The organism is Paenibacillus sp. N3.4 (assembly GCF_008017805.1).
Classification (GTDB): Bacteria; Bacillota; Bacilli; order Paenibacillales; family NBRC-103111; genus Paenibacillus_E.
The window spans coordinates 19,999-32,410 of the sequence record NZ_VRTT01000081.1; the positions used below are offsets into that span (position 1 = coordinate 19,999).

Sequence of the window (12,412 nt, forward strand, 5' to 3'; positions counted from 1 at the left end):
TGATTTGTAGCGTTTGCAAATTTCTCCAAGAAGCTATACTCTTATAGTGAATTAGGCCATTTTTTACGCAGGAGGGAACTCATTTGAGATCATCTCGCTATATATGGGGTGCAATTGGATTAACAGCCTCGATTTCGACGATTGTTTTTGCGGTAGGCTTTGCCTACGCCGCGAATCAGATATGGTTTCCCAAAGCCTCGGGAGATCCAGCTCTTGTATCGGCTCCGCAGAAACAAGAGACAATGATCGAGAGTAAAAGCAAGCTCCAGATTGTTGCCCTGGGAGATTCATTAACGGCAGGAACAGGCGATAACACAGGTAAGGGGTATGTGGGACGAGTCCGTGAGAAGCTGGAAAAACAAAGCAGCAAACCGGTATTTGTACTTAATAATTTGGCTATTCCCGGTTACAAAAGTGATCAGCTCTTAGCCGATTTAGCAATGAAAAAGACGCAGGATGCGCTTGCTGAGGCAGATATCGTTTTACTTACGATTGGCGGCAATGATCTTTTTGCCGGTGGCGAGGGTATGTTTACAGGAGACAATCAAACCGAATTTAATCCGGAGGCTGCCCGAATACGTGTTGAGCCTGCTTTGACGAAAATGGGACAAGTCATCGAAGCCCTACATACGGCCAACCCGAAGGCAACAGTCATGTACATTGGGCTATATCATCCATTCCTGGATTTAGATCCTAATCGTGAGGGGTCTCTGATTGTTCAAAAATGGAATGACAGCGTATTTGCCATGACAAATAAATATCCGAATATGATTATCGTACCGACCTATGATTTATTTGAGCAAAATTTGATCAAATATTTGTCCGCGGCCGATCACTTTCATCCGAATGGGGACGGTTATGAACGAATTGCCGATCGGATTGTACAAATTCTGAAATAGGAGGTGTAAGGATGACAGTAACAGATCCGCTTAAAGCTCCAGCAACGGTACTATCCGTCAGAAATATTAAAAAAAGAATTAAAGACAAAGAAATTATTAAAGGTATCTCATTTGATGTGTATGCCGGAGAAATTTTCGGCTTCCTAGGACCCAACGGATCGGGAAAAACAACGACTATTCGTATGCTCGTTGATTTGATACGACCGACAGAAGGGTCTATTCATATTTGCGGTTACGACGTACGCAAAGAGCATGATCAAGCGATGAGCCATGTTGGGTGTATTGTCGAAAACCCTGAATTATATGCTTATTTGACAGGATGGGAAAATTTAGAGCACTTTGCAAGAATGCTGCCTAACGTTGATCAGAGGCGGATTCAAGAAGTTGTTGACATCGTTGCAATGGACCAACGAATCCATGATAAAGTTCGTACGTATTCGCTTGGCATGCGTCAACGGCTTGGCATTGCACAAGCCTTGCTGGGGCGGCCCAGTTTATTGATTCTGGACGAGCCAACGAATGGCCTCGATCCGCAAGGTATCAAGGAAATGCGTGAATTTATTCAACGTTTGGCTAAAGATGGTCTCAGTTTATTCGTTTCAAGCCATTTATTAACGGAAATTCAACAAATGTGCGATCGGGTCGCGATTATTAGTCATGGTGAGGTTATACAAGTTGGTGCCGTGAACGAATTGATTGCACAAGGTGGCAAAGTCGTTTGGTCGGTGTCACCTGCCGAGCAAGCCGAGAAGCTGCTGGCTGCCTCGCCGCTCGTTCATGAAATTGAAGAAATTTCAGAAGAAAATCAGGTGGGTAATGATTCCTTTGTGCGTCAGATCGTTACACAACTGAATAAAGAGCATGTCCCGCAAATAAATAGGCAATTGATGGAAGCAGGAATTAACGTCTACGCTGTAGAAATCAAAAATCCAACACTCGAAGATTTGTTCTTGAGTTTAACGGAAGGTGAAAGAATTGAGTAGTTTATACGCATTAGTCAAAAATGAATGTATTAAAATGATAAAGAAAAAGCGTTTCTATGTCATCCTACTCATTCTCCTTGCGTTAATCCCCATGTTTACTTACGCACAGATGCGAGTTGCTCAAAATTCACAAAAGCAGTTCGGTACGTCGGACTGGAAAGCAGACCAGCGGCAAAAAATTGCTGATTCGGAAAAACGTTTATCCTCGGCAAGAACACCGGAAGAATGGAAGCAGCAGCTTAAGGTACAGATTCAGATTGCGAACTATTATCTGGAGAAAGACGTGGATCCAACCTCACCCAATGCGGTTACGTTTACACGAGATTTTGTAAAAAATGCGGTTGGTTTATTCATCCCTCTTATTATCATGGTCATTTCTGCCGATATCGTATCATCGGAGCATGCAACGGGGACTATTAAATTATTGTTGACAAGACCGGTCCGACGATGGAAAATCCTATTGAGTAAATTAATTACTGTTATTTTCTTTACATCGCTTACGGTGCTCTCAACAGCTGTGCTTTGTTACCTGATTTCAGGACTTGTTTTTGGGTATAACGGATGGAGCATGCCTGTGTTTACCGGTATTCAGCTTTCCGGTTCGGATGTTGATTTCAGTCGAGTCCGGGCTGTGGACCAATGGTTTTTCCTAATCATGGAGCTTGGTTTAGTCTGGTTCTCAGCCATGGTCGTAGCCTTCATGTCCCTCATGCTCTCTGTTCTTGTTCGTTCAACAGCAGCGGGAATGGGCGTTATGCTGGCGGTCCTTATTTCGGGAACGATTCTTTCGAATATGGTTTCCTCGTGGGAAACGGCGAAATATTTGTTCATGGTTAACTTGGATTTAACAAAATATTTAACAGGTGGACTGCCGCCGATTAAAGGAATGGATTTGACTTTTTCACTAAGCGTTTTAAGTATATGGGCATTGGCTTCGCTTATCGTTTCCTTTACCGTATTTTCTCGCAAAGATGTATTGAACTAAATGGATAGATTAGATAAAAGGAGGGCTTAAATGACCGAGCATCTAGAAGTATTTGCGGATGGAAAAGCCCAAGCTTCAAGCTATGATGCCGATGATATCCAGGTGTTGGAAGGCCTTGTCGCTGTTCGTAAACGACCGGGCATGTATATCGGCAGCACGAGCAGCTCAGGACTGCATCATCTGATCTGGGAGATCGTGGACAATGCGGTAGACGAGCATCTGGCTAAACATTGTTCCAAAATCAGCTTGACCATTCATAAAGACCAATCCATTACCGTACAGGATAATGGCAGAGGTATTCCAACAGGGATGCATAAAACAGGTGTGCCTACACCTCAGGTTGTATTTACAATTCTTCACGCCGGCGGCAAGTTCGGCGGATCCGGCTACAAGAAGTCAGGCGGTTTGCACGGCGTTGGCGCTTCTGTGACCAATGCGCTTTCAGAGTGGCTCGAAGTAGAGATTTACCGGGATGGCAAAATTCACAAAATGCGTTTCGAATATTGGGTAGACAGCGCTGGCATTGAGCATGTCGGAGAACCAACGACTGGGTTAGAGGTGACAGGAAATACGAATCGCACAGGCACGAAAGTTACCTTTAAGCCTGATAAGCGTGTCTTCCAAGGCGGAACGACGATCAATTATGATACGCTGGCGGAACGTCTTCAAGAGATTGCCTTCTTGAACTCAGGTCTACTCGTCAACTTAAAAGATGATCGCACGGATAAACAGGATTCGTTCCAATACGAGGGCGGCGCCAGCCAATTCGTGGAATTCCTGAATGAGGAGAAAACGGTCCTTCATCCCGTCATTCATTTTGCTTCGGAGAAAGATGAAATTGAAGTTGAAGTGGCTCTGCAGTATAACGATGGTTATACCGAAACGATCGCTTCTTTCGTAAATTCCATTCCGACACGAGGCGGCGGAACACATGAGACCGGATTCAAGACAGCCTATACACGAGTCATGAATGAATATGCCCGCAAAGGGGGCATTCTCAAAGAAAAGGATAAAAACCTCGATGGTACCGACCTTAGGGAAGGTATGATGGTGGTTATCAATATTAAGATGGGCGACGTTGAATTCGTCGGACAAACAAAGGACCAGCTCGGAAGTGCGATTGCCAGAAGCGCTGTGGATGCTGTCGTTTCTGATAAAATGACGGTTTTCCTGGAGGAAAATCCTCAGATCGCACAAATGATGCTGAAGAAAGCTGTACAAGCCTCCAGAGCACGTGAAGCCGCGCGTAAAGCACGTGAAGAAATTCGCAGCGGCAAGAAAGGGAAGAGTGAGAGCTCTAACCTGAATGGCAAGCTCACGCCTGCTCAATCCAAGGATTTACAGCGCAATGAATTGTTCATTGTAGAAGGCGATTCTGCTGGTGGATCGGCGAAGCAGGGCCGTGATTCGAAGCATCAAGCCATTCTGCCGCTCAAAGGGAAACCGATGAACCCGGAGAAAGCGAAGCTGCTCGATATTATGAAGAACGATGAGTACAAAGCCATTATCGCCGCGATTGGGGCAGGCGTCGGTTCTGAGTTCGAATCCGAAGAGACGAATTATGGCAAAATTATTATTATGACCGATGCCGATACGGATGGAGCGCACATTCAGGTACTGCTGCTGACTTTCTTTTATCGCTATATGAAGCCTTTAATTGATGCAGGTAAAGTTTATATCGCTCAGCCGCCGCTTTATAAAGTGACCAGAAAAGGGAAAAATGGCGGATATCGCTATGCCTGGACAGACGATCAGTTGCAGGTTGTTGTGAAAGAGCTTGGCAAAAACACCGAATTACAGCGATACAAAGGACTTGGCGAGATGAATCCCGAGCAATTATGGGAAACGACCATGAATCCGGAAAGCCGGACACTCCTTCAAGTACAGATTGAAGATGCAGCCAAAGCAGAACGACGTGTGACAACATTAATGGGTGATAAAGTAGATCCTCGCAAGCGCTGGATTATAGAAAACGTTGATTTTACCGAGTATGTCGAGTAGACCAAAAAGAGTGGTGACTGAAAGTTGAGCCTATTAGAAGAGTTTTTACCAGCCTATCTGGAGGAAATCGTCGGAGATCGCTTCGGGCGGTATTCCAAATATATTATTCAGGATCGCGCGATTCCTGATGTTAGAGACGGCTTGAAGCCTGTACAGCGACGTGTGTTATACGCCATGTATGACTCGGGCAATACACCGGATAAGCCTTACCGCAAATCAGCCAAAACGGTTGGGGATGTCATGGGGAACTATCATCCTCACGGAGATGCTTCCATTTATGACGGCATGGTTCGTATGGCGCAGCCATGGAAGATGGGGCATACGCTTGTAGATGGTCATGGTAACTGGGGATCGCTCGATGATGATCCGCCGGCAGCTATGCGTTATACAGAAGCACGTCTTTCTGAAATTGCCATGGAACTGCTGCGCGATATTGAGAAGCGTACGGTCATGTTTAAGGATAATTTCGATAATTCTACGAAGGAACCGGTTGTTCTTCCCGCCAGATATCCGAATTTGCTCGTAAATGGCGTTAGTGGAATCTCGGCCGGATTTGCCACAGAAATTCCACCTCACAATTTGCGTGAGGTCATCGATGCCTGCATGGCGATGATCGATAAACCGGAAATAACGGTTGAAGAACTGATGATGATCGTCAAAGGACCCGACTTCCCTACCTCCGGCATTATCATGGGCGAAGAAGGCATTCGGGAGGCTTACCGCACAGGAAAAGGCCGTATCTATGTAAGATCCAGGACAGCAATCGAAGATATGCGTGGCGGCAGACAACAAATTGTTATTACTGAAATTCCGTATCAAGTGGTGAAATCGCGTTTGGTTACGGCCATGGAAAACATTCGTCTGGAAAAGAAAGTTGAAGGCATAGCTGAAGTTCGCGATGAGAGCGGACGCAACGGCTTGCGTATTGTTGTTGAGTTGAAGAAGGAAGCCGATGCTCAAGGTATTCTCGCCTATTTGCTTAAGAAAACGGATTTGCAGGTAACCTATAATTTCAATATGGTTGCCATCGTTAATAAGGCGCCGCGGCAATTAGGTATTCGTGAAATTATGGAAGCTTATATTGAACACCAGAAGGAAGTTGTCACATTCCGTTCGCAATATGAGCTGGAGAAAGCAGAAGATCGCGCCCATGTGTTGGAGGGACTGGTTAAAGCCCTAAACATTTTGGATGAGGTTATCGCAACGATTAAAGCCTCCAAAAATCGTCAAGATGCGCAGAACAATCTCGTCGCGAAATACGGCTTCTCTGAGCGTCAGGCCGATGCCATTCTTGTCTTGCAATTATACCGCTTAACCAATTTAGAGATTACTACACTTGAAAAAGAGCTTAAAGATGTAGAAAAGACGATTGCCTATTTGCGAGGCATACTCGGCAATTTGAAGAAGCTGCTGGGTGTCATTAAAGATGAGATGGGTGAAATCCGTAAAAAATACGGTATCGACCGACGTTCCGAAATTCAAGGTGAAGTAGAGGAGCTTAAGGTTAACCTGGAAGTCATGGTCACTGCAGAAGATGTTCTCGTGACGTTGTCGAATGAAGGTTATTTGAAAAGAACAAGTAAGCTTTCCTATACACGTTCAGGTGGCGAACTCGAAAATACAGGTTTGAAGGAAGGCGATTATTTACGCTTCCTGCTAGATGTAAACACGATCGAGAGCTTGCTTATTTTCACGAAAAAAGGCCAATATTACTTGCTGCCTGTTCATCAAGTGCCGGAGTATAAGTGGAAAGAGAACGGTACGGCCATTGTCAATGTCATTCCTATTGCAAAGGAAGACCGCATCGTCAGCGTGATTCCGGTCAAAGGCTTCGAGGACCCGAGCAAGTTCCTCGTATTCGTCACACGCAAAGGCCAGGTGAAACGGACAGAGCTCAAAGAATATATGACGAATCGTTCGATCGGAATCGTAGCTTGTAAGCTTGGTGATCAGGATGAAGTCCTCCATGTTCAGATGAGTGACAACACCAAAGAAATATTACTGGTTACGAAACAAGGGATGAGCATCCGGTTCCGCGAAGAAGAAGTGAACGCCATGGGCCGTGCAGCCGCTGGGGTTCGCGGCATTCAGCTTAAGGAAGACGATGAAGTGGTCTCTGCTGAATGGATATACGGCGATGAGGGTGAAGTGCTTGTCATCTCTGATCTCGGTTATGCAAAGCGATCTCTTGTCGTAGATTACCCAATTCAAGGCCGTGGAGGAAAAGGCATACTTACCTTTGAATTTAAGGAAGGCAAGCGTGTAAGACCGAACGGCGCAGCATTGATTCGCACGTTTATCGTGAAGATGGATTACACCGTAACAGCCATTATGAGCAGCGGAGAAAAACTGCGATTCTCGACGGAGGCAGCGCCTCTGGAAGATCGTAAAGCACAAGGCAAACAGGTTATACCTGTTTCCAAAACAGAAAGCATTATGGAGATATTGCGGTTTCCTCAATCATAGCTAATGGTAGGGGGATCCAGCTTCTCGATTAATTGAAATGCGATTTCCAACAGGACCCACAGGGGCATCGGCTCATCCAGCCGATTCAGCCACTGTGGGTCTTTCAGTATGCCAGCTTCGAGGGCTTTTTGGCCAAGTTCTGTTTTCCAAGCTTCCACAACGAATCACTCCTTTGGTTGAAAACATAATGCTGAATAAGAAATTAAATGGATTTTACAGATTCATGTCTGTCTGATGTCCGCTTCACAGTATATGTCAGTTATGGGCTCGGTGTTAATCTGAGGTCATTATTTGTCCGGAAACGGCAAGAGAGGACAAAGATGTAAATCGGTCGACAGCATGCCACAGCATGTCCTACACTCGTGCAGTTCTTGTAAGAAAATATTAATGCCATTAACCTTTTAACGCCGAAAAAGGCATGCTATACTTGAATAAAGAACCAGTTATGGAAGCGAGTTGATGAGTTATGTATTCGGATGAATTTGGTAAGTTATGGTTGAAACTATCCAAGGAACTGAAATTTCAGATGGAGGTAGGATTAGCTCCGACGATTACGGAGGGCCAACTGCATGTGTTAGAGCTTATTATTGCGCATGATCGTATGAAGCCTTCGGATTTAATCGCCTATTTATCCACGACCCCAGCAGCCATCACAACCTTATTGGATCGTATGGAGAAAAGCGAGTTAATCCTACGTGAGCGAGATGAAAAGGATCGCCGTATCGTTTGGGTTCATGTAACGGACAAAGGAAAGGCGGAATGCGAGAGAGGCACAAGAATCCGAGAACAATTGTTGGATTCCTACCTGAATCGCGTTTCCGCCCATAATCAGAAGCTATTCATTTATTTGCTAGGTAAGGTCGCTAACTAAAGATGATCTTTCATTACTCAACCATCTATAGCTCTGGGAGCGAAAAAAGCATCCAAGGGTGCTGTAGTGGAGGTAATGATCGAAAAGATAGTTTTTCTTTCAGTGTTGGATGCTCAAAAGCGAGTGCCGTTGCCCACAGCGCCAGTTGTTGGCCGGGTTTATTGACCGAGCTGCCATAGCGTTGGTCGCCGTAAAGGGTACAGCCAATGGCTGCCAGCTGTACACGGATTTGATGTGGCCTTCCCGTATGCAGCTTAATCTGGATTAAGCTAAGGCCGTCTACACTGCCGATCAGCTTATAGTCCAGCACAGCCTCCTTGGCGTCCTGCTGGCCTTCCCGGACTACACTTACGGTATTGGTCCGAGTGTCCTTCAGAAGCCAGTGGCGCAGCGTTCCAGACGGCTGTGAGGGCTTGCCATGGACGACGGCGATATACGTTTTGTCCAATGCTCTCGTTCTTACCGAATCCGAAAGACGGGAAGCGGCTTTGGATGTTTTGGCGAACACCATCACACCGCCGACAGGACGATCCAGCCGGTGAACAAGCCCGAGGTACACATTTCCAGGCTTGTTGTGGCGTTCTTTAAGGTCATCCTTCAACGCATTCAAGAGATCCAAATCACGCGAATCGTCTTCTTGTGTCGGCATATTCACAGGTTTCTCCACGACGAGGATATGGTTGTCTTCGAACAAGATCGGAATTTGTGATGCATCCGAAACATTTCTAGATCTTGACACCCTTTACGCCTCCCAGCGTCCGAGAATGCCGCAAGGCAGCATTAAACCAGAATGTGTAATTGGCAGTCCGATTTCACCGCTGGAGATTGTGCCGCCATGCTTCTCTTTCATGGCCATAGACAAGATGTTGTGGAGGACTGTTGCCGAGATGCCGGTTGTGTAGGAATTAATCAACAGGAAAAGCGGGTTGTCCGTAAGGATCGTTTTGCATGTTTGAATGAAGGGGAAGAGGTCATCTTCCAACTTCCACGTCTCGCCATTCGGTCCGCGTCCATAGGAGGGCGGGTCCATAATGATGGCATCGTACTTGCTGCCGCGACGCTGTTCTCTTTGGACAAACTTGAACACGTCATCTGTAATGAAACGAACCGGTCTGCTGCCGAGGCCGCTCAGATGTAGATTTTCCTTTGCCCATGACACAACACCCTTGGATGCGTCCACATGACACACTTCTGCGCCTGCGTAGGCACTGGCAAGGGTGGCCCCGCCGGTGTAAGCAAACAAGTTTAACACCTTAATCGGTCGTCCTGCTGCTTGGATTTTGTCAATCATCCATTTCCAGTTCACTGCTTGCTCTGGAAATAAGCCGGTATGCTTAAAGCTTGTCGGCTTGATATAAAAAGTCAGTTTCTGGTCATAGGTGATGGTCCAGCGCTCAGGAAGATCCGAATGCTGTTGCCATTGCCCACCGCCGCTTGAACTGCGGTGATAATGGGCATCGGCATCCCGCCAGGCCTGCGTTTCTTTTTGAAGCGGCCAGATGATTTGGGGATCAGGTCTTCTTAGAACAATGCTTCCCCAGCGTTCCAGCTTTTCGCCGCCACCCGTATCAAGAAGCTCATAATCGATCCAATCTTTTGCATAAAACATGCTGCATTCCATCCTTCAACTTGTATACTTAACTAAACATCTATTGTACACCATTTATTTACCTAAATCGATATTTTCAATCAAAGCTGGCAGTTCTTTTTCTGTAAAAGCTTGAAATTGTTCTTGTTCGAGAGCAGCTTTCAGTTCCGCTTTCACCGCATCGAATGATTTGGTTGACCGTGATTCCACTTTAATGACGTGGTAGCCGAATTGAGTCGCTACAGGGTCGCCTATTGTACCGATAGTTTGATCGAGAGTCGCTTGTTTGAACTCTTTAACCCAATTGCTAACTTCGACATCAGAATAAAGACCGCCATTATCCTTGGAACCGGGATCATCCGAGTACTCTTTGGCTAGCTTCGTGAAATCTTCACCGTTTTTCAGCTTCTGCTGAACGTCCTGAGCGCGCTTCAAGGCCTCTTCTTTGGTGCGCAGCGGTTTCTCGCTGCTAGGATCGGTTAGGCCAATCAAAATATGACGTACAGAGGCGATGGTATAGGCGTCCTTATTGGCTTTCAAGGTTTCGTCATATTTGGCTTTCAGGCTCGCATCTGAGATACTTGAGAGGATATAATTTTGCGAGCTCATGCTTGTAATTAAATAAGTAAGCAGATCGTTTTCTGTCAGCTTGACCTTTTTCAAATCCTCTTGAAGCTTGGTTTCCGAAAATTGTGCTTTCCAAGCAGTAATTTGCTTAGTCGCATTGTCTTTAGCAGCCGTTTGATCCGCTTCTGAAGCTTTTGCGGATAGGATTTTATTCTGAATCAGTTCTTTGATGATATATTGCTGATACTCGGTATTGCTCTCAGACGAAGCGTAGCCGGGATTGAAAAATGTTTGTAAAGCCAAGAAAGTGTCAAACTCACCTTTCGTCACCTTTCCACCCTTGTAGGAAGCCACAATATGCTTGGGATTGTTTCCTACCCAAATCGTTTCGTTCTCTTCATCCCATTCCACTTGCTTACCTAGTGCTTCACTCACGAATCTAAGGGGGACATAAGTGGAGCCCTCATAAATAAAGCCTTTTGCGTCTGCAGGCGCTTTTTCAACACCATCGAACATATACTTCAAATTTCGAAAAGCGACTTCAATTTGACTGTTTGCGGCAAAAGCCACGGTTCCGCTCAATAAGGATCCAATGGTTAAACCTACAATTAGGCCTTTAAACTTGTCTTTCATGATTCATATTTCCACCTTTCATTGTTGTATTCTATTTAACAATTCACCAAGTGAACAGGATTTCCCTTTTTTATTACGCGAGTATGGAAGGAATTCTTCACCTTCTTGTAGTATTTGTACAGTAGCAATTTCCTTTCTCCATACAATTTGATTAAACAAGCTGAATATTGGGAGGGATAACATGGAGTCGATTGGTATTCCCAGCACGGATGATTTATATTTGCTTCATGAAGGAGCCCTTTATCACAGTTATCGCATTTTAGGGGCGCATGTAAGCAAACAGGAAGGACATGAAGGCGTTCGATTTGCGGTGTGGGCACCACATGCCAAAGCCGTTCATGTGCTTGGAGATTTTAATATATGGCAATCCGGACGACATCGCATGGAACGAATTAGTACACTTGGTGTATGGATGGTTTTTGTCCCGGAAGCTCGAGAAAATGATTACTACAAGTTTGAAATACATAGTGAAAATGGACAGGTTTTATATAAAGCAGATCCATATGCCTTTTATTCTGAAGTGCGTCCGGGTACGGCATCACGTGTGGTGGATTTGCATGGCTACGAGTGGCATGACCAAGCCTGGCAGCAGCAAAAAAAGATCACTCCGATTTACAATAAACCTTTGTCCATTTATGAAGTGCACTTAGGCACATGGCGCAAAAAAGATCGAACGAGCGAAGAGTTATATACATACGTACAGCTTGCGGATGAGCTCGTTGATTACGCCCAGGAAATGGGCTATACGCACATTGAAGTCATGCCGCTTGCCGAGCATCCGTTTGACCGCTCTTGGGGCTATCAAGCCACAGGATATTACTCCGTCACGAGCCGTCACGGTTCTCCTAAGGATTTCATGCGTTTCGTGGATCGTTGTCATGAGAAAGGTATCGGAGTCATCATGGATTGGGTTCCGGGTCATTTTTGCAAAGACAGCCATGGATTACGCCAATTTGATGGCAGTCCGCTTTATGAATACGAAGATCCTCGTAAGGCTGAAAAGCTGGAGTGGGGAACACTCACATTTGATTTCGGCAGGCCGGAGGTACAAAGCTTTTTAATTTCAAATGCCGTATTTTGGATGGACATGTATCATATGGATGGTATAAGGGTGGATGCTGTTGCTTCCATGCTGCATCTTAATTTCGGGAGATGGGATGAAGAGCCGATTCATAATCAATGGGGTGGCGATGACAATCCCGAAGCCGTGGCTTTCTTGCGTAAGCTGAACCAAGTCGTTTTCTCTTATTTCCCAGATGCGCTTATGATGGCTGAAGATTCAACGGATTGGCCTCTCGTAACAGCTCCTGTTCATGAGGGGGGGCTTGGATTTAATTACAAATGGAACATGGGTTGGATGAATGACATGCTCCGTTATATGAAACTTAGATCCCATTAATCGTAAATTATCACCTAAAC

At 45.5% G+C, this 12,412-nt stretch carries 11 protein-coding genes; 7 read left to right on the top strand and 4 right to left on the bottom strand.

Annotated elements, in window-relative coordinates; all coding sequences use genetic code 11:
* Positions 1-83 precede the first annotated feature (83 nt).
* From FU659_RS28740 to gyrA, 5 genes are read left to right on the top strand one after another with little or no spacing between them, the layout of a single operon-like run.
* On the top strand, positions 84-899 hold the full coding sequence (locus tag FU659_RS28740) for a GDSL-type esterase/lipase family protein (RefSeq protein ID WP_147950715.1): 816 nt from the start codon (positions 84-86) through the stop codon (positions 897-899).
* 11 nt (positions 900-910) lie between these two features.
* Positions 911-1,882, top strand: a complete 972-nt coding sequence (locus tag FU659_RS28745; RefSeq protein ID WP_147950716.1) for an ABC transporter ATP-binding protein — start codon at positions 911-913, stop codon at positions 1,880-1,882.
* Positions 1,875-2,867, top strand: a complete 993-nt coding sequence (locus FU659_RS28750; protein ID WP_147950717.1) for an ABC transporter permease — start codon at positions 1,875-1,877, stop codon at positions 2,865-2,867. The genes FU659_RS28745 and FU659_RS28750 overlap by 8 nt, the downstream gene beginning before the upstream one ends.
* 30 nt (positions 2,868-2,897) lie before the next feature.
* Entirely contained in the window at positions 2,898-4,868 is a 1,971-nt protein-coding gene (parE, locus tag FU659_RS28755) for a DNA topoisomerase IV subunit B (protein WP_147950718.1), read from the top strand.
* A gap of 24 nt (positions 4,869-4,892) precedes the next feature.
* Positions 4,893-7,334, top strand: coding sequence for a DNA gyrase subunit A (gene gyrA, locus FU659_RS28760; protein ID WP_147950719.1), 2,442 nt, complete (start codon positions 4,893-4,895; stop codon positions 7,332-7,334).
* Here gyrA and FU659_RS35920 read toward each other — a convergent pair.
* Positions 7,325-7,492, bottom strand: coding sequence for a hypothetical protein (locus tag FU659_RS35920; protein ID WP_187274458.1), 168 nt, complete (start codon positions 7,490-7,492; stop codon positions 7,325-7,327). The two genes, gyrA and FU659_RS35920, sit on opposite strands and share 10 nt — an antisense overlap.
* Before the next feature lie 308 nt (positions 7,493-7,800).
* On the opposite strand from FU659_RS35920, the gene FU659_RS28765 reads away from it, so the two are divergent.
* Positions 7,801-8,205: a MarR family winged helix-turn-helix transcriptional regulator gene (locus tag FU659_RS28765; protein WP_147950720.1), complete on the top strand. Its 405-nt coding sequence runs from the start codon at positions 7,801-7,803 to the stop codon at positions 8,203-8,205.
* 25 nt (positions 8,206-8,230) lie between these two features.
* Here FU659_RS28765 and FU659_RS28770 read toward each other — a convergent pair whose 3' ends face one another.
* From FU659_RS28770 to FU659_RS28780, 3 genes are read right to left on the bottom strand one after another with little or no spacing between them, the layout of a single operon-like run.
* Positions 8,231-8,944 (bottom strand): RluA family pseudouridine synthase, encoded by a 714-nt coding sequence (locus FU659_RS28770; protein WP_147950721.1) that lies wholly within the window; start codon positions 8,942-8,944, stop codon positions 8,231-8,233.
* Between the two features lie 3 nt (positions 8,945-8,947).
* Positions 8,948-9,814 carry a class I SAM-dependent methyltransferase gene (locus FU659_RS28775; RefSeq protein ID WP_147950722.1) on the bottom strand — a complete coding sequence of 289 codons (867 nt, stop codon included), beginning with the start codon at positions 9,812-9,814 and terminating at the stop codon, positions 8,948-8,950.
* Between the two features lie 54 nt (positions 9,815-9,868).
* Positions 9,869-10,993, bottom strand: coding sequence for a peptidylprolyl isomerase (locus FU659_RS28780; RefSeq protein ID WP_147950723.1), 1,125 nt, complete (start codon positions 10,991-10,993; stop codon positions 9,869-9,871).
* A gap of 181 nt (positions 10,994-11,174) precedes the next feature.
* Here FU659_RS28780 and glgB point away from each other — a divergent pair, with 181 nt between their 5' ends.
* Positions 11,175-12,392: a 1,4-alpha-glucan branching protein GlgB gene (glgB, locus tag FU659_RS28785; RefSeq protein WP_147950724.1), complete on the top strand. Its 1,218-nt coding sequence runs from the start codon at positions 11,175-11,177 to the stop codon at positions 12,390-12,392.
* The last annotated feature ends 20 nt before the right edge of the window (positions 12,393-12,412 follow it).